This window comes from Rhizobium sp. RHZ02, from assembly GCF_014851575.1.
GTDB lineage: Bacteria > Pseudomonadota > Alphaproteobacteria > Rhizobiales > Rhizobiaceae > Rhizobium > Rhizobium altiplani.
This window is the reverse complement of record NZ_JACUZX010000025.1, coordinates 48,461-63,509: the sequence shown is the minus strand read 5'-3', so window position 1 is coordinate 63,509 and position 15,049 is coordinate 48,461. Positions and strand designations below refer to the sequence as shown.

Annotated in this window: 23 protein-coding genes; 12 read left to right on the top strand and 11 right to left on the bottom strand. The window is 59.5% G+C overall.

Translation table 11 applies throughout. The annotated features are described in order from the left end of the window. Nucleotides 1–94: 94 nt before the first annotated feature. The gene (locus tag IB244_RS25400; RefSeq protein ID WP_113470922.1) at nucleotides 95–319 is read left to right on the top strand and encodes a hypothetical protein; all 225 of its coding nucleotides are present in this window, start codon (nucleotides 95–97) and stop codon (nucleotides 317–319) included. A 70-nt stretch (nucleotides 320–389) separates the two neighbouring features. Here the strand turns inward: IB244_RS25400 and IB244_RS25395 are convergent, their stop codons facing one another. The 3 genes from IB244_RS25395 to IB244_RS25385 all read right to left on the bottom strand — a co-directional run bounded on the left by IB244_RS25395 (nucleotide 390) and on the right by IB244_RS25385 (nucleotide 2,308). Further along, nucleotides 390–1,232, bottom strand: a complete 843-nt coding sequence (locus IB244_RS25395; protein WP_018858267.1) for an aspartyl/asparaginyl beta-hydroxylase domain-containing protein — start codon at nucleotides 1,230–1,232, stop codon at nucleotides 390–392. A gap of 161 nt (nucleotides 1,233–1,393) precedes the next feature. Then, nucleotides 1,394–1,735 carry an SMR family transporter gene (locus tag IB244_RS25390; protein ID WP_018858266.1) on the bottom strand — a complete coding sequence of 114 codons (342 nt, stop codon included), beginning with the start codon at nucleotides 1,733–1,735 and terminating at the stop codon, nucleotides 1,394–1,396. 12 nt (nucleotides 1,736–1,747) lie between these two features. Then, nucleotides 1,748–2,308: a TetR/AcrR family transcriptional regulator gene (locus IB244_RS25385; protein WP_026371931.1), complete on the bottom strand. Its 561-nt coding sequence runs from the start codon at nucleotides 2,306–2,308 to the stop codon at nucleotides 1,748–1,750. A gap of 148 nt (nucleotides 2,309–2,456) precedes the next feature. On the opposite strand from IB244_RS25385, the gene IB244_RS25380 reads away from it, so the two are divergent. Both IB244_RS25380 and IB244_RS25375 read left to right on the top strand, forming a co-directional pair. Then, complete coding sequence (locus tag IB244_RS25380; RefSeq protein WP_018858264.1) at nucleotides 2,457–2,852, top strand: group II truncated hemoglobin; 396 nt, start codon at nucleotides 2,457–2,459, stop codon at nucleotides 2,850–2,852. Between the two features lie 2 nt (nucleotides 2,853–2,854). Beyond that, nucleotides 2,855–3,223 (top strand): DUF423 domain-containing protein, encoded by a 369-nt coding sequence (locus tag IB244_RS25375; RefSeq protein ID WP_025660167.1) that lies wholly within the window; start codon nucleotides 2,855–2,857, stop codon nucleotides 3,221–3,223. Nucleotides 3,224–3,227: 4 nt separating this feature from the next. On the opposite strand, the gene IB244_RS25370 is transcribed toward IB244_RS25375, so the two are convergent. The 6 genes from IB244_RS25370 to IB244_RS25345 all read right to left on the bottom strand — a co-directional run bounded on the left by IB244_RS25370 (nucleotide 3,228) and on the right by IB244_RS25345 (nucleotide 6,500). Continuing rightward, nucleotides 3,228–3,596, bottom strand: coding sequence for a bleomycin resistance protein (locus IB244_RS25370; protein ID WP_018858262.1), 369 nt, complete (start codon nucleotides 3,594–3,596; stop codon nucleotides 3,228–3,230). A gap of 1 nt (nucleotide 3,597) precedes the next feature. Next, on the bottom strand, nucleotides 3,598–3,912 hold the full coding sequence (locus tag IB244_RS25365) for an antibiotic biosynthesis monooxygenase family protein (RefSeq protein WP_018858261.1): 315 nt from the start codon (nucleotides 3,910–3,912) through the stop codon (nucleotides 3,598–3,600). A 9-nt stretch (nucleotides 3,913–3,921) separates the two neighbouring features. Then, nucleotides 3,922–4,191 (bottom strand): hypothetical protein, encoded by a 270-nt coding sequence (locus IB244_RS25360; RefSeq protein WP_018858260.1) that lies wholly within the window; start codon nucleotides 4,189–4,191, stop codon nucleotides 3,922–3,924. Beyond that, entirely contained in the window at nucleotides 4,188–4,595 is a 408-nt protein-coding gene (locus tag IB244_RS25355) for a DUF2325 domain-containing protein (protein ID WP_018116944.1), read from the bottom strand. Before IB244_RS25355 ends, IB244_RS25360 begins: the two co-directional genes overlap by 4 nt. Before the next feature lie 112 nt (nucleotides 4,596–4,707). Then, nucleotides 4,708–5,997 carry a cell envelope integrity protein TolA gene (locus IB244_RS25350; protein WP_192306092.1) on the bottom strand — a complete coding sequence of 430 codons (1,290 nt, stop codon included), beginning with the start codon at nucleotides 5,995–5,997 and terminating at the stop codon, nucleotides 4,708–4,710. Nucleotides 5,998–6,056: 59 nt separating this feature from the next. After that, nucleotides 6,057–6,500 carry a hypothetical protein gene (locus IB244_RS25345; RefSeq protein WP_025660163.1) on the bottom strand — a complete coding sequence of 148 codons (444 nt, stop codon included), beginning with the start codon at nucleotides 6,498–6,500 and terminating at the stop codon, nucleotides 6,057–6,059. A 141-nt stretch (nucleotides 6,501–6,641) separates the two neighbouring features. Here IB244_RS25345 and hemP point away from each other — a divergent pair, with 141 nt between their 5' ends. The 7 genes from hemP to IB244_RS25310 all read left to right on the top strand — a co-directional run bounded on the left by hemP (nucleotide 6,642) and on the right by IB244_RS25310 (nucleotide 11,619). Then, nucleotides 6,642–6,824 (top strand): hemin uptake protein HemP, encoded by a 183-nt coding sequence (gene hemP, locus IB244_RS25340; RefSeq protein ID WP_018116941.1) that lies wholly within the window; start codon nucleotides 6,642–6,644, stop codon nucleotides 6,822–6,824. Between the two features lie 9 nt (nucleotides 6,825–6,833). Beyond that, entirely contained in the window at nucleotides 6,834–7,886 is a 1,053-nt protein-coding gene (locus tag IB244_RS25335; protein ID WP_018858257.1) for a hemin-degrading factor, read from the top strand. Next, nucleotides 7,883–8,791, top strand: coding sequence for a hemin ABC transporter substrate-binding protein (locus IB244_RS25330; protein ID WP_018858256.1), 909 nt, complete (start codon nucleotides 7,883–7,885; stop codon nucleotides 8,789–8,791). The genes IB244_RS25335 and IB244_RS25330 overlap by 4 nt, the downstream gene beginning before the upstream one ends. 2 nt (nucleotides 8,792–8,793) lie before the next feature. Beyond that, complete coding sequence (locus tag IB244_RS25325; protein ID WP_018858255.1) at nucleotides 8,794–9,906, top strand: FecCD family ABC transporter permease; 1,113 nt, start codon at nucleotides 8,794–8,796, stop codon at nucleotides 9,904–9,906. A 10-nt stretch (nucleotides 9,907–9,916) separates the two neighbouring features. Continuing rightward, a complete protein-coding gene (locus IB244_RS25320) occupies nucleotides 9,917–10,723 on the top strand; it encodes a heme ABC transporter ATP-binding protein (protein ID WP_018858254.1) in 807 nt (268 codons plus the stop codon). A gap of 125 nt (nucleotides 10,724–10,848) precedes the next feature. Beyond that, nucleotides 10,849–11,208, top strand: coding sequence for a YqjD family protein (locus IB244_RS25315; RefSeq protein WP_018858253.1), 360 nt, complete (start codon nucleotides 10,849–10,851; stop codon nucleotides 11,206–11,208). 9 nt (nucleotides 11,209–11,217) lie between these two features. Next, on the top strand, nucleotides 11,218–11,619 hold the full coding sequence (locus IB244_RS25310) for a hypothetical protein (RefSeq protein WP_018116935.1): 402 nt from the start codon (nucleotides 11,218–11,220) through the stop codon (nucleotides 11,617–11,619). Nucleotides 11,620–11,705: 86 nt separating this feature from the next. Here the strand turns inward: IB244_RS25310 and IB244_RS25305 are convergent, their stop codons facing one another. Together IB244_RS25305 and IB244_RS25300 are read right to left on the bottom strand one after the other, a co-directional pair. Continuing rightward, nucleotides 11,706–12,260, bottom strand: coding sequence for an RNA polymerase sigma factor (locus IB244_RS25305; RefSeq protein WP_007533712.1), 555 nt, complete (start codon nucleotides 12,258–12,260; stop codon nucleotides 11,706–11,708). A 9-nt stretch (nucleotides 12,261–12,269) separates the two neighbouring features. Further along, entirely contained in the window at nucleotides 12,270–12,431 is a 162-nt protein-coding gene (locus IB244_RS25300) for a NepR family anti-sigma factor (RefSeq protein WP_245267976.1), read from the bottom strand. Between the two features lie 302 nt (nucleotides 12,432–12,733). Here IB244_RS25300 and IB244_RS25295 point away from each other — a divergent pair, with 302 nt between their 5' ends. Next, nucleotides 12,734–13,528, top strand: coding sequence for a response regulator (locus tag IB244_RS25295; RefSeq protein WP_018858252.1), 795 nt, complete (start codon nucleotides 12,734–12,736; stop codon nucleotides 13,526–13,528). Nucleotides 13,529–13,712: 184 nt separating this feature from the next. Continuing rightward, entirely contained in the window at nucleotides 13,713–14,729 is a 1,017-nt protein-coding gene (locus IB244_RS25290; RefSeq protein WP_192306090.1) for a sensor histidine kinase, read from the top strand. Nucleotides 14,730–15,049 lie beyond the last annotated feature (320 nt).

Here is a 15,049-nt window from a genome sequence, read left to right as displayed (position 1 = left end):
CTTTTTGACGCAACCGCACTGCACTTAACCTTACCGGCTAACCACTCCATTAGCATCCCATTGAAAACGCAGGGGATTGTGGCACGTTGCAGCCATGACAAACATCCGAACTCCGAAATATAGCGCCGACGATATGGGACGCTCGCGGGAATGCGAAGCTGCCTGCAATATGGCAATCACCGAAGTTGTCCGTCGCGCGGTCGCGGCGGGATGGCGGGAAGAGGAAATTGCTCTTCATCTCGCAGACGCCGCAGAAGACTACGTGATGTATCTGGCCATAAGCGCGCAGCGCCGATTGATGGCAGCCAACAACAATTGAACGAAGCTTGGCACCGCAGCAAAGCCTGCGCAATTCTACGGCTCAATTGATCGGCGATGCAGGCGAAAGGTTAGTTCTGCGGCGTGTTTCTGAAGGCTTCCGCTTCCGCGTAGAACTTCTTTTCCCATGCCTTGTGATTGTCCAACCCCTCACGAATGAAGGGCGTGAAAACGGCAAGGTTCATCAGCGTCCAGTTCACAAAGCGCGCCGGGAACTTCAACGGCTTCACGAAATCGATAAAGAGCACCACGCGCGTCTCGTCGGTATGGTTCCACGCCTCATGCTCGTAGGCGTCGTCGAAGATCAGCGCCTTTCCTTCCTGCCAACGGCAGATCTGATCCTTGACCCGGATGGCAAGCTTGTCGGCAGGCTCCGGTACGATCATCCCGAGATGCAGGCGAAGCACGCCATTGTAAGGTCCGCGATGAGCCGGCAGATGCTTTCCGGGCTCGAAGATCGAGAACATGGCGGTTTTCAATCCCGGGATCTTCTGCACCGCCTCCCAGGTTTGCGGGCATGCCCTGATATTCTGTTCCGACATCACGCCAAACCCGACGAGGAAGAAGGTCTTCCAGCCACTATCGCTTGAGATCGTCTTCACATCAGTCGAGATGTCCTGGAATGACGGCAGTTCACTCTGCCGCACGAGCACGCGGTCCAGCTCGGACCGTATCTCCGGCCACGCCTTCTCAACCTCGGCGACCCAAGGGAATGTCGCGGTATCATAGACCGGCGGGTTGCCGAGCCTGGCATATTTGAAGTTCAGCTTTTCCGCCCACGCGACGATACCCATGAAGAAGCGCGTAATTGCGCTTGGTCGACCCATCGGCGTGATGCCGGCAGTGTTAAGGGATTGGTCCCTGGACTGGGTAGGTTTGCCGGAAAGACCTGAATCGGTGGTGCGGTCGGTCATGAGTGGTCCAATGCGTGGAACAAGCGGCCCAAAGCTCAAAGAAATATGGACAGGACCGCATGTTTCGCAAGATCGCGCAGGATGAGGTCAAATGTCGCGACGACATATAGGGGACCCGCGGCGCAGGACATTTACCCGCATCTGCCCGCCTTCGGGCAAGATCAATGCGAGATGGACTTCGAGAAGAGGTTGACCACGAGCACGCCGGTGATAATCAGCCCGAGCCCTACGATCGCCGGCGCATCGAGCCGCTGCTTGAAATAGACGAGGCCGACCCCGGATATCAGCACGATGCCGAGCGCGCTCCAGATCGCATAGGCGATCCCGACGGGGATGATCTTCAAGGTCATAGACAGGCAATAGAATGCTGTCGCGTAGCAGACGACCACCACGACCGTCGGTCCTACGCGGGTGAACTGCTGCGACAACTGCAGCGCCGTCGTGCCGATGACCTCGAGCGCGATCGCAGCAAAGAGCAGCGCATAGACGGCAGCTGGAGCCATGGTGGACCTACCCTACTTGTTGGCCAATTCGACGAGACGGGAGATGAGCGCCTGGCGGTCGCCGCCGCTGTCATGACTGCCGAGCATGTCGGCAAGCCAGAGCCCATCGGCCGCAAATCGAACGATCTGCGCATCGACGGACGAATCCGTGCCGACATATTCCTCCGTCCGCTCCTGCACCCACTCGCGCCAGCGCTGCCGAAGCCTTGGCTCGGCGAGCAGCGCCATGGTGACCTGAGCCCAATGGGCGGCCTCGTCGGGCTTATCCCTAAGATCGGCGACAGCATGCAGATAGGCCCGGCTGAAGCGGCCATGCGGGGTAGGGTCTTCGCGCATGCGCTCGTCAATATCGGCGTCGAAGCGATCCAGGAGACTTTCGAAAAGGGCGTCCAGCAACGCGTTCTTCGTCGGGAAATGGTGCAGTAGCCCACCCTTGCTGACGCCTGATGCGCCGGATACGGCATCCAGTGTCAGTGCGGCCATGCCCTGCTCCATCGTGAGGCGAGCGGCCACGTCCAGCAGCTGCTGGCGCACGACAAGGGGCTGTTTGCGGCGATGATGAGCGAGTGACATGCCAACAGAAGATACCGTCCAGACGGTTTTGTCAAGCCAACTCATATTCGACTGTCTGTGCGGATGGCGAATTGCCGCGTGCTGATCCAAGCGGTTGCAGTCCCGCTCCCCGCAGTGCATTAAGAGTCCGATTTCGAGGAATGGAACCGTGACGGAAAATGTCATTACGCTTTATGAGGCGATTGGCGGCGACGAGGCCGTCCGCGCCCTGTGTCGCCGCTTCTATGAGCTGATGGATACGCTGCCGGAGGCACAGCACGTTCGCGCCGTCCATCCGCCGACGCTGGAAGGCAGCGAGGAGAAATTCTACGAATACCTGACTGGATATTTCGGCGGCCCGCCCCTCTACACCGACAAGCGCGGTCACCCACGCCTCAAGAGTCGGCATTTCGTTGCCGAGATCGGTCCGGTGGAACGCGACGAGTGGCTACATTGCTTCCGTCGCGCGCTCGAGGAAACCATCGCCAATCCGAAGCTGCGCGAGATCATCCTGCCCCCCATCGAACGCCTCGCATATCACATGCAGAACAAGGAACACGGATGACCATGACGCTGAACGCGCGTATTGCGCCGCTGTTTTATCTGCTTGCCGGCTTGTTCGGTTTTGCCGGCGTGGCGCTGGCCGCGGCCGCAGCGCATGGCGGCGGCGACGCGCATCTTCTCGCTTCGGCTTCGGCAATGTGCCTGGCGCACGCCCCCACCCTGTTCGCCCTCGCGATCGGCGCCGAAAAACTTAAGACGGCGTGGCTTGCCGGCATACTGATAGGGGTCGGCACGCTTCTGTTTGCCGGGGATCTCGTTGTTTTGCGCTACGCTGGCTCCGGCCTGTTTCCGCTGGCGGCCCCCTCCGGCGGATTTGCCATGATGTTCGGCTGGCTGGCGATCGCCGTGGGCGCTTTCATTCGCCGAGGCTGATCGATCAGCTGACGGGGATGCGCCCAAACCGCAGCAGGTTGCCATGCGGGTCATGGATATAGAACTCTTCCATGCCCCACGGCCGTCGCTCAAGTGCGGTCAGACGCGCCACCCGCTTCTCCTGATACTCCGCATGGAGCGCAGCGATCCGACGGCCACGCAGATAGACGGACGTCGCTTCGCATAACGCCCGGTCGCGCGCCAGCCAGAAATGCAACTCCATCTCGTTCCGGCGGAGGATCAGATAGTCCGGAGATTGGTGGATGATCCGGTCGAAGCCGAGCTGGTCGCGATAAAAGGCCAGCGTTTCATCGAGATCAAGCGATGGCAAGACCGGAAGGACTTCGACACGATCCGGATCCTGTTCGGTCATTTCAGATGCCAGCAACCACGGTGAAGCCTTCAAAAACCGGAGGCCCCTTATACATTGCCTTGCGTTCACCAGCGTTGCGGTGCGCGGCGCGGAAGTTTTCGGACTTCGTCCAGTTCAGGAAGTCGTCCTCGCTTTGCCAGAGCGTGTGCGAGGAAAACAGCGTGTAGTCCTCTTCCGCATTAGTCTTGCCCCGCAGCAGCCGGAATTCAACAAAGCCAGGAACCTGCGAGAGGCTGGAATCGCGGTAGCGCCATACATTCTCGAAGTCTGCCTCGGATCCAATCGCAACCTTGAAGCGGTTCATTGCAATATACATGGGTGATCCCTACGCTTTGCTTTTCGCAGCGACGCGCGAAGGCGCGAAGGCTACAACATTATTGCCGTTTGCGGCCTCCAGACCAAGCGGCTTTTCAGGCTGTTGGCCAGGCAACCGTGCCTCCCAGAGGGGAAACTCCGATACGTTGGGATAGTCCTTGCGCCGCTCGGCATTCCGGAGCAGCAGTTCGTAAAGCTCCGGCACAAGGCCGTCGCCTCTTTGAGCGGCGATCTTGTGCAGGCCGATCATCATGACCCCACCGGGGCGTTCTTCATTCATCGGGAATTGTCTCGTTCGTTCATTGTCTGCAACGCACGTTCCAGACTGGACTTGCTGCCGTTTCGAAGCGGGATGAAGGCCTTGCCGAACTTCTTGCAGCCGGTCTTCACGCGCAGGCAGGCATCGTGGCTGATACAGTCGATCGGGCAAAAGACGCAGTCGACCGAGGGAAGTACGGTGTCGATGCGGGAGACCGCCTCGCGCAAACCGCCGTCGTGATGGATCAGCTCTGCCCCGAAATCGCTTGCGATCTGGCGAAGATGCGCCACCTGGCAGTCCCGTCCGCCGACATACAGGAAACTGCGTCCATCAAGTTTGGACCGCCCCGACGTTTCCTGAACCGTCTGAGCATCAGCGTTAACGCGGATCTCGCGGTTGGAACCCTTCTTCGTCTTTCGAGCCATTGCCCACCCGTTCGCTCGTTGATCGTCACACGATTCCTGCGTGTGCCGGGGGACCTTATTAAACTTGATTTTTAGAGTAAAGTATAAAGTTGATTATAGAAGTCATATTTTATCAATGACCCGTCACCTGGACGTCCTGGCTGAACGACCAGACCGGCTTGCCCCACTCGACAGGGAGCGGAGGGAACGGAGCAGCGCGGCGGATGCCCTCGACAACAGCCTGATCCAGCTCCGGAATACCGGAGCTGCGCGCGATCGAAAGACCGCTCAGATCGCCGCTGGCGCCGATTGTCAGGCGAACGCGAACGCTCATGGATGTGCTCATGCGCTTGTACTCCGACGGCACCCTGACCGAGCGACGAATCCGGGATTGTACCTTGCCGGGATAATTGGCGACGGCCGCGCTCCCCGCACCGCCACTGCTGCCAGCCCCACGCGAATTCTGGTTCGATGTTGCCGTCTCGGTCCCGTCGGCGGACCCTCTCTTGGAATCCTGCTCGTTTTCACCGCCGGATCCTGCGGATGGTTGAACCTTCTTCGGCGGCTCCTTCTTCTCGATCGGCTTCTTGACGGGCTTTTCCGCTTTCAGCTTGGGCTCCGGTGTTGGTTTATCCGGCTCGGGAGCGACCGCCGCCGTTTCCACCGGCTGAACCGGCTTGATCTCTTCCGGCGCCGCTTGAGCAACCGGAGGCGTTTCCGCAGGCACCTCGAGCGGCACTTCGGTCGCCATCGGCTGCACGAAGGACGTCTCGGCCGATGAGAGCGAAGTCAAAACCTCCGGTTCCGCGGCAACGATGTTCTCCGGTGAAACGCGCGTAACCTCTTGTGTAGGCGCAACGGTTACCGGCTCGGTGGTCACCGTTTCCGTCGGCGTCGCCGCCGTCGGCTGGACCGTCTGAGTCTGCGCGGTCTCGGCTACGATCTGCTCGGGCTGCTGCTCCTCAGCCTTCTCGCCCGCCGCCGCTTGGTCCGCTTCCGAATCGCCAAGGATAATGACGCTCACGACTTCGCCGGCCTCTTCGACCGGATCGTGCGGTGTGACCACAAATCCGACCACCAGCATCGCGATGACGGCCGCATGGCAGGCAAAGGAACTGAGGCAAGCCATCACCACATTGCGCTGAGGTGGTTTCGCGTTCTCTTCCCTTTCGGCGCTCGCCTCCAGCGACGGCGCGGTTGCGACGGTGCTGCTCGCACTCTGCGGAGCCTGCGGGAAGGATTCGATCAACGCCAGGCGCGCGTAGTGTATGGAAGCTTCGGCGGCTGGCTGGCGTGGCACATTGCGAAGATCGGACAATTCATGCCCGGGATGCATGCCGGGATTGTTGTCGTTCATTCCGCCGTCAGCGACCGGTTCCTCGACGAGAATGAGTCTCGATTTGGATTTTGCTGAAACTGCCATTTGTGCCTGCCTCGGCCAGTTGAAACAGAAAACCGTCGGCTGTCATGCCGGCGAACCACTCAACCCTCGAAGGGAACGGAAACCTGTGAACGAGTGACAAGGCCCTTCATGCACTCTCCCGAGGCCGGCCCGTCGCAGACTGGCGCGTCGTTGATCAGCAAGCGCGTCACGCTCTCGCAGTTGACGTTCGGCATGTCGAACTGGCGCACACGCTTCTTGCCTTGCGGCAGATCGCGGAAGTCCAGCACGGTAACCCGGTCGACCGCGTTCTTGTCGTTGAAGAAAGCAAGCTCGAAGGAGATTTTGCTGATTGGCGCGGCAAGATTGTTGAGCGCAACGAAGGTCATCATGCAGCCCTTCTGTGATGGCGCCAGACCGTTCAACTCGACCTCAAGGCCCTTGGCCGGCGACGCTGCAGCAGCGTCCTGAGCAAAAACCTGCGATGCGCTCGCAACCACGATCAGACCGCTCGTCAAAAGCGCTGCAACCTTGCTCACTGCCATTCCTTCCATCAATAAACTCTAAAACTTGACTTCTAAACTCCGCTATTGCGTCATTAAAAAATGATGACTATGAAAGTCAAGATAATTATGGATTTTCCGGGCGTTTGGACGCCGCGGATCGAGCGGAAATAGCCGATCGAAATGATGGTTGAGAAGCCAGATAGCTTTAGTCACGCGTCGCCGCAGCGCGAACCAACGGCAGAAATGCGCGTTCTGGAAAGTGCGGACATTTTTCGCGGAGCGACCGAGATCATGATCCGTCACGACGGCGTGGTCTACCGCATGAAAATCACCCGTCAGGGCAAACTCATTCTCAACAAGTAGGGCTAGGACATGACTGAAACCACGAAACCGGCTCCCGCCGACATACGCGCATTTCGCGCGGAGAATCCGAAGATGCGCGAGCGCGATATCGCCGCACAGCTTCAGATTTCGGAAGCTGCTCTCGTTGCGGCCGAAGTCGGCATCACCGCAACCCGCATCGACGGCAGCGCCGTGAAGCTCCTGGAGCGGGTCGCTGAACTCGGCGAAGTCATGGCCCTTTCCCGTAACGAAAGCGCCGTTCACGAAAAGATCGGCGTTTACGAGAACATCACCGCCGGGCCGCACGCCTCGATCGTGCTCGGGGAAAACATCGACCTGCGCATTTTTCCAAACCGCTGGGCGCATGCTTTTGCCGTCTCTAAGAAGGACGGCGACCAGGAGCGACTCAGCCTGCAGTATTTCGACAAGGCAGGCAACGCGGTTCACAAGATCCATCTTCGCCCGGACTCGAATGTCGAAGCCTATCGCGCCATCGTCCGGGATCTGACGCTCGACGATCAGTCGCAAGAATTCAACGCTGATCCGACGCCCTCATCGATGGATGAGAGCGGCGAGGTCACCCGCGATGAACTGCGGGAGCACTGGAGCAAGCTCACCGACACGCACGAGTTCTTCGGCATGCTGCGCAAGCTGAAGATCGGCCGCCGAGCCGCCGTTCGCACCGTCGGCGACGACTACGCGTGGCAACTCGACAACACGGCAACGGCGGAGATGATGCACGCTTCGGTCAAGGCCGGTCTGCCGGTCATGTGCTTCGTGGCAAACAACGGCATCGTGCAGATCCATTCCGGCCCGATCTTCAACCTGCAGCCGATGGGTCCGTGGATCAATATCTTCGACCCGACCTTCCACCTGCATCTTCGGCAGGATCACATCGCCGAGACCTGGGCGGTACGCAAGCCGACAAAGGACGGCCATGTAACCTCGCTCGAGGCCTACAATGCCGAGGGCGAAATGATCATCCAGTTCTTCGGCAAGCGCAAGGAAGGCACCGATGAGCGCGACGATTGGCGCTCGATCATGGAAAACCTGCCGCGCGCAGGAACCAGCGTCGCGGCATGAGCAAGGGGATAACGATGCGTAAGGCACCGCGCAGCAAGCGGCTTCGGGCGATGGCGTTTTCAGCCACGGTTATTGGGCTGTCGCTGGCTCCGGTCTCGAATGCCCCGGCCGCTGAAAAACTGAATACGACGCGCCTTGTGTCCGTTGGCGGCGATGTCACCGAGATCATCTACGCGCTCGGTGAGCAGGACCGGTTGATCGCGCGCGACACGACCAGCCTGTATCCCGAAGCGGCAACAAAGCTGCCCGACGTAGGCTACATGCGCGCGCTATCGCCGGAGGGCATCCTCGCCATGAACCCGACGGCGATCATCGCCATCGAGGGATCCGGGCCACCGGAAGCGCTGAACGTGCTCAAGAGCGCGAGCGTCCCCTTCGAGACCGTGCCCAACGCCTATACCCGCGAAGGCATCCTCGCCAAGATCGACCGGGTCGGCGATCTCCTCGGCCAGCCCGACAAGGCAAAGGCGCTAGAGGAAAGGGTGGGTGTGGATCTTGACGTGGCAATCGCCGACGCCGCCAAGCGCCCCGAAGGCGAGCGGAAGCGCATCCTCTTCATTCTGAGTATGCAAGGAGGAAAGATCATGGCCTCTGGAACCGGCACGGCAGCCGATGGCATCATCAAGCTGTCCGGTTCCGTCAATGCCGTCGGCAATTTCCCGGGCTACAAGCCGCTAACCGACGAGGCGATCGTGGAAGCCAAGCCTGACGTCATCTTGATGATGAACCGCGGCGACGGGTCAGCCACCAAGGATGAAGATCTTCTGAAGCAGCCCGCGCTGGCCCTGACACCCGCGGCGCAAAACAAGGCAATCATTCGCATGGACGGCCTCCACCTGCTCGGGTTCGGCCCGCGCACCGCGAGCGCCGTCCGTGAGTTGAACGCAGCGATCTACGGAAGCTGATAATGGCTCTGCAGGACGCCATCGGACAGAAGCGCTCCATGTTTTCGCTGACAGGTCTGCGGGAGCTTCAAAGGGCGGGTGATCGCAGTCGCCTCGCGCTGCTGGCAATCGTTCTGCTTGCCGTCGGGTCCGTCCTGTCCCTGTTATTCTCAGTGACAACGGGTGCTTCCAACGCCTCGTTCCTCGACGTCATCGCCAACATGGCCGGCTCGGACGATGCGCTGAACGCCAGAGACCGGATCATCATCTTCGATATCCGAATGCCCCGCGCGATCCTGGGTTTCCTGGTGGGCGGCTCGCTTGCCGTCTCAGGCGCCATCATGCAGGGCTTGTTCCGCAATCCGCTTGCGGATCCCGGGCTCGTCGGCGTGTCCTCCGGCGCGAGCCTCGGTGCCGTGGTGATCATCGTGCTCGCCAGCACCTTTGCCGCGCCGCTTTACACGCTGCTCGGCATCTACGCGCTGCCGATCGCAGCCTTCTGCGGCGGACTTGCCAGCACGTGGCTGCTCTACCGGATCGCAACCGGGAACGGCCAGACCTCAGTTGCCACGATGCTGCTTGCCGGCATCGCGCTCGGCTCGCTTGCCGGCGCGCTCACGGGCCTCCTGATCTACATGGCCAACGATCAGCAACTCCGCGACCTCACCTTCTGGGGGATGGGATCGCTTGCCGGGGCGACATGGGCAAAGATCGCCGCCGCCGGCCCGATCATTCTTCTCTCCTTTGCGGCGATACCCTTCATGGCCCCTGGCCTGAATGCCATCACTCTCGGTGAGGCTACAGCCTTTCACATGGGCGTCCCTGTTCAGCGGCTGAAGAACATCGCCATCGTCACCGTCGCCGGGGCGACGGGTGCTTCGGTCGCAGTCAGCGGCGGCATCGGCTTCGTCGGCATCGTCGTTCCGCATGTTCTGCGCATGTCGATCGGCCCCGATCACCGCTTCCTGCTGCCAGCTTCGGCGCTTCTCGGCGGCTCGCTGCTGATTTTTGCCGATGTTCTTGCCAGGACCATCGTCGCGCCGGCCGAACTGCCGATCGGCATCATTACGGCCGCCGTCGGCGGCCCGTTCTTCCTTTGGATTCTGTTGCGGCATCGCGCACGCCTTGCCCTTTGAGTATTGAGCAATGATTGAGGTATCCGGCGTTTCCGTGCGCCTTTCCGGCAAGACCATTGTTAGTCAGGTCGGCTTCTCCGCCGAGGCAGGCCAGTTGACCGCGATTGCCGGTCCGAACGGCTCGGGCAAGACAACGACGATGAAAGCGGTCTCCGGCGAACTCCCCTACTCCGGCTCCATTCGTCTCAATGGTCAGGAAGTGAACGCGCTGCAGCCGTGGCGGCTGGCGACGATGCGGGCGGTGCTGCCGCAGGCAAGCTCGATCTCCTTTCCCTTCACGGTGCGCGAAGTGGTGCGGATGGGCCTGACCACCGGCGTCAATCGCAATCCTGAGAAAGCCGAGCAGACCGCGGCGAATGCACTGGCCTCCGTCGACCTGGGGGGCTTCGAAGGCCGCTTCTATCAGGAACTTTCGGGTGGCGAGCAGCAGCGCGTTCAACTCGCCCGCGTGCTCTGCCAGATCGCCGAGCCGGTCGTCGACGGCAAGCCCTGCTGGCTTCTGCTCGACGAGCCGGTATCCAGCCTCGACATCAGCCACCAGCTGACGATCATGACTCTGGCGCACAATTTCTGCGAGGCCGGTGGCGGCGTCATCGCCGTCATGCACGACCTCAACCTGACCGCGCTTTTCGCCGACCGGATCATTCTCATGAAATCCGGCCAACTGGCTGCAAGCGGTAGCGTCCGCGATGTGCTGACCGACGAGACAATGGAATCTGTCTTCGGCTGTGCCCTGCGGATCAATCAGGTTCCGGCCGACGGTACGCCCTTCGTGCTTGCGCACAGTGCGATCCAAACCGGATACAATCCAGCGTAGCGGAACTTTTGCAGGGTGACCGCGTTAAGCAATTGATGATGTGGGTCATTGCCGGGCGATAATCTTCATGCAAACTTCGGCAGCGGCCCTGTGTTGAATCAGGCCGCTAAGAGCGCGCCTCACCGATGGAGAAAATCGTGGCCTCTTCGCTCCTCCACCCCATTCGCAGCCGGCGCAATGGCGGCACGCTTCACAACATCGAATCCACCATCGAAGAACAGATCGAGTCTCTTCGTGAAGAGATCGCAGCACTGACGAAGATTGCCGGAAAGCAGTCACGAAAGTCGAGCGATCGCATGCGCTATCAGGCAGCCGCCAGCTACGACGATCTGCTCTCTCGCAGCGAAGACCTGATGCATGAATTGCAGGAAAGCTACCTTCGCGGCGCCAACGAAGTGCGCAATACCGTGCGCCGTCACCCAATCGCCACCGTCGGGGCGGCAGCAGCCTTTGGGCTCGTCCTCGCCCTTCTTGCCCGCCGTTAAGGAGGCTAAATGCTCTTCCCGCTCCTCAGCCTGTTGGTAGGCACGAGTGTTCACCGAACCGTTGCGCGGACGAAGCGCAACGGTATTTTCGTTGCCATTGCCGTCGTGCTCTTGTTGACCGCTTATACGCTCGCGGTCGTCGCCGGTGCCATCTGGCTCTCAGGCATCTACGGTCCGATCGGCGCAGCGCTGTTCCTGGCAGCCGCAGCCCTGCTGGTGGCGATCGTCGTTCTCGTCATCATGATGGTGATCAACGCCCAGGAGGCGCGCCGTGCCAAAGAACGCAAGCAGGCATTGGAATCGCTTGCAGCGGTCGGCATTGGTCTTGTCCGAGCTCAGCCCTTGTTGACGGCTGGCGTTCTTGCAGCAATCGTGGCGGCCAACCTCGTCGGTTCCAAGCGCGACGACTGACCTCTCAATTTTCGCGTAGCTCAAGGAAAAGGCCGGCGCCCTGTTGGGCAGCCGGCCTCTCCTATGGATCGAACGAGACTATTATATCAGAAGGCGAAGGCCTTGGACGTCAGCGGCGAGGATGTCGCATCCGGACCAAAATCGGCTTCACCGGATATCTGAAGCAGTTCCTGGAGACGCTGGCGAGCGCGATTGACGCGGCTCTTGATCGTTCCGACTGCACATCCGCAGATTTCCGCCGCTTCCTCGTAGGAAAAACCGGAAGCGCCGACCAGGATGATCGCTTCACGCTGGTCCGGCGGCAGCTGATCGAGCGCCTTCTTGAAGTCCTGAAGATCGAGCGCCCCGTATTGGGCCGGGTGCATAGCCATGGACTCGGTGAACAGGCCATCGCTGTCCTGAATCTCGCGCCCGCTCTTGCGCATCTGGCTGTAGAGTTCGTTGCGCAGAATCGTGAAGAGCCAGGCTTTCATGTTCGTGCCCATCTCGAAATGATCCTGCTTTGCCCAGGCTTTCATGATGGTGTCCTGGACAAGATCATCCGCCCGGTCGTGCCGGCCAATCAGCGAGATGGCGAAGGCGCGGAGGCTAGGGAGCGACGCGAGGAGCTCGCGCTTGAAGCTTGGTTGCTGCTTTTCCATGGAGCCACCTTACTTCACAGCTTTTGCCGACGCGACGAGCTCAGCCTGGTCAAGCTTCTCGAGCAGATCGAGAAAGCGGTCGGGAATCGCCTCTTCCTGCACGGCAGCATAAAGCGATCGTAACTTCACGCCGATCTGGCTGTTGGGGTCAAGGATATCGCTTGCGCGCATTTCCAGCCGCTGCCGATCCTTTTCATTCTTCCGTGTCGTCATCAATCGTCACTTTGCTTTTGTTATCCACGTGCTCTGCCACGTCGCCTTGATTAAGTTCGCCTCAATAAAACAGCCGCTTGTCCCGGCCGATTGGCGAACATCCCGTCGCGTGCCATGAAACAAATGCGATAAGCCCTCTGTTGGTAGCCACGATAATGCCGTTGAGAAAAAAAAGTTCCTACATGCGAGGAACATTTTTACAATCCGTCGCGTTTTAATCGCCATTGGGGCCGTTCACCGGCCTATAGTGGGAGCTTTACATGACACTTTCGACTCGAATTGCGCCGCATCTTCCTTACCTGCGTCGCTATTCCCGCGCGCTTACTGGAACGCAGACTTCAGGCGACGCCTATGTAGCCGCCGTACTCGAGGCGATCATTACCGACATATCCATTTTCCCGGATACCGCGGATGACCGCGTCGCATTGTACAAACTTTTCACTACGCTTTTTGGTTCCGTCACCGTCCAGATTCCGGAACCTGCCTCGCCCTACATATGGGAACAGCGCGCAACGCTGAACCTTGCCAAGGTTTCGCCGCGTGCCCGCCAGGCTTTCATACTCGCCTCCGTCGAGAACTTTCGGGTGGGAGAAATTTCCGAGATCCTGGGCGTGGAAGAGGACGAAGTCGTCAGCCTGCTCGACAACGCATCACGCGAGATCTCTCGCCAGGTCGCCACTGATGTCATGATCATCGAAGACGAACCGCTGATCGCGATGGACATCGAACAGATGGTGGAGAGCCTCGGCCATCGCGTCACCGGCATTGCCCGTACCCACGCCGAAGCGGTTGCACTTTATAACAGGACCCGGCCAGGCATGGTTCTTGCGGATATCCAGCTTGCGGATGGAAGCTCCGGCATCGATGCCGTCAACGACATTCTCAAGACCGCAAGCGTGCCGGTAATCTTCATCACCGCCTTCCCCGAAAGGCTGCTGACCGGCGAACGGCCCGAGCCGACATTCCTGGTCACGAAGCCGTTCAATCCGGACATGGTCAAGGCACTGATCAGTCAGGCACTTTTCTTCAACGAATCCACCAAGGCCGCTGCCTAAGGGAAATGGCGGTCGCCTAGGAACAAAGGGAGCGGAAATGCGTTTCGGTCAATCTGGAGCGCTATTCCGACCTTAAGGTTTTTTTTCGTGCTTTCTTCTAGGATGAGCTTCCCGAATGGGCACCTTCCTCCCCGTGAGGAAAGATCAAAAATGGGAAAGGCGACTAGTGAACAGGAACGGACCAGTGCCCGGAGTGCCCTTCGCGCTGGAAGGCAGAGCGGTGTTGCTGGAGAGCGCACTGGCGAGCGCCGGAATCTCCGTGATCTACCAGGACCCTAGGCTATCGATCATCTATGCCGACAACCTTCCTCCGCATTTTCAGCCGCTTGCAATACCGGGCGGTACTGACGTCGATCTCTTCGGCGAAGCGCATGGACGCGAGTTGGAGAAGCTGAAGCAGCAGGTATTCGAAACCGGAAAGCCGACGACAACCGAGATCGACATTTCGATCGACGGAGAAATGCGCACCTACGAATTGAAGATCCAGCGCGTCGGTACCGATCACGCCATGGGCATCCTTTCCGTGGTCGCCGAGGTGACGGAGGCCCGGCATCGCGAAAAGGTGCTGAAGTCCCTTCTTCGCGAGCTCTCGCATCGCTCGAAGAACCTTCTGGCCATTATTCAAGGAATCGCCACACAAACAGCCCGCAACACCATATCGCTGAATAGCTTCCTGGTGAAATTCCGCGGGCGCCTGCAATCCCTGTCGAATTCACAAGACCTGATTACCGATTCCAGCTGGCGCGGTGCGTTCCTTTTCGAACTCGCTGAAAAGCAATTCGCGCCCTACTGGCCCGAGACGGCGGGACCGCTGCCGATCTCCGGGATAAACGTCCACTTGACACCCAATGCCGCCGTGCACGTCGGGCTCGCGCTGCATGAATTGATCGTCAACTCGGCCTCCTACGGAGCGATTGCCGGCAGCACGCCTGCGGTCACTCTGAGCTGTCATGAAGCGGCCGCTGACGGGCGAAAGGCAATCGAGGTTTCATGGGCGGAGACGCTATGCGATCCGACAGAGGTTCACGAATTCAGTGAAAACAGCTTTGGCAAGACTGTGCTTGAGCGCGTCGTTCCCTCGTCGGTCAACGGCAAGGCCGAACTGACGCTGGTGCCGGGACGGATCGAATATCATCTGGTTATCCCCGACGCCGAGTTCGAGATCCTCCGGCACCCCTCTCAAAAGGCAGCTACACGCTAAACGAAGAACAGCCAGTGCGAGGGCGGCGCACCGGCTGTTCTTTCACTCACCGGGAGGGGACCGTGAGTACATCCGAACGATGGGTTGGGGGCGCGCATGTTGGGTCGATGCGGTCATCGTTCGGATATCGCAGTAACGGGCAAGTATCCGAATGGTTCCGGGAACCAGTGAGAAAAAGTCGATTTTTTTACTTTTTTATTTTCAGGCCGAAGTCACCGGTGCACGGCCATCCGCCGCGCAGAAATTAATTCCATTAAAACAATGTGATAACGGCGATATCAGGCAAAAATTTTACCGTTTGATAAATTTTTGAAGCTGAG

Coding starts and splice junctions, on each gene's coding strand:
- IB244_RS25400 (WP_113470922.1), top strand. CDS start 95: ATGACAAACATCCGAACTCCGAAATATAGCGCCGACGATATGGGACGC.
- IB244_RS25395 (WP_018858267.1), bottom strand. CDS start 1,232: ATGACCGACCGCACCACCGATTCAGGTCTTTCCGGCAAACCTACCCAG.
- IB244_RS25390 (WP_018858266.1), bottom strand. CDS start 1,735: ATGGCTCCAGCTGCCGTCTATGCGCTGCTCTTTGCTGCGATCGCGCTC.
- IB244_RS25385 (WP_026371931.1), bottom strand. CDS start 2,308: ATGTCACTCGCTCATCATCGCCGCAAACAGCCCCTTGTCGTGCGCCAG.
- IB244_RS25375 (WP_025660167.1), top strand. CDS start 2,855: ATGACGCTGAACGCGCGTATTGCGCCGCTGTTTTATCTGCTTGCCGGC.
- IB244_RS25370 (WP_018858262.1), bottom strand. CDS start 3,596: ATGACCGAACAGGATCCGGATCGTGTCGAAGTCCTTCCGGTCTTGCCA.
- IB244_RS25365 (WP_018858261.1), bottom strand. CDS start 3,912: ATGTATATTGCAATGAACCGCTTCAAGGTTGCGATTGGATCCGAGGCA.
- IB244_RS25360 (WP_018858260.1), bottom strand. CDS start 4,191: ATGAATGAAGAACGCCCCGGTGGGGTCATGATGATCGGCCTGCACAAG.
- IB244_RS25355 (WP_018116944.1), bottom strand. CDS start 4,595: ATGGCTCGAAAGACGAAGAAGGGTTCCAACCGCGAGATCCGCGTTAAC.
- IB244_RS25350 (WP_192306092.1), bottom strand. CDS start 5,997: ATGGCAGTTTCAGCAAAATCCAAATCGAGACTCATTCTCGTCGAGGAA.
- IB244_RS25345 (WP_025660163.1), bottom strand. CDS start 6,500: ATGGCAGTGAGCAAGGTTGCAGCGCTTTTGACGAGCGGTCTGATCGTG.
- hemP (WP_018116941.1), top strand. CDS start 6,642: ATGATGGTTGAGAAGCCAGATAGCTTTAGTCACGCGTCGCCGCAGCGC.
- IB244_RS25335 (WP_018858257.1), top strand. CDS start 6,834: ATGACTGAAACCACGAAACCGGCTCCCGCCGACATACGCGCATTTCGC.
- IB244_RS25330 (WP_018858256.1), top strand. CDS start 7,883: ATGAGCAAGGGGATAACGATGCGTAAGGCACCGCGCAGCAAGCGGCTT.
- IB244_RS25325 (WP_018858255.1), top strand. CDS start 8,794: ATGGCTCTGCAGGACGCCATCGGACAGAAGCGCTCCATGTTTTCGCTG.
- IB244_RS25320 (WP_018858254.1), top strand. CDS start 9,917: ATGATTGAGGTATCCGGCGTTTCCGTGCGCCTTTCCGGCAAGACCATT.
- IB244_RS25315 (WP_018858253.1), top strand. CDS start 10,849: ATGGAGAAAATCGTGGCCTCTTCGCTCCTCCACCCCATTCGCAGCCGG.
- IB244_RS25310 (WP_018116935.1), top strand. CDS start 11,218: ATGCTCTTCCCGCTCCTCAGCCTGTTGGTAGGCACGAGTGTTCACCGA.
- IB244_RS25305 (WP_007533712.1), bottom strand. CDS start 12,260: ATGGAAAAGCAGCAACCAAGCTTCAAGCGCGAGCTCCTCGCGTCGCTC.
- IB244_RS25300 (WP_245267976.1), bottom strand. CDS start 12,431: ATGCGCGCAAGCGATATCCTTGACCCCAACAGCCAGATCGGCGTGAAG.
- IB244_RS25295 (WP_018858252.1), top strand. CDS start 12,734: ATGACACTTTCGACTCGAATTGCGCCGCATCTTCCTTACCTGCGTCGC.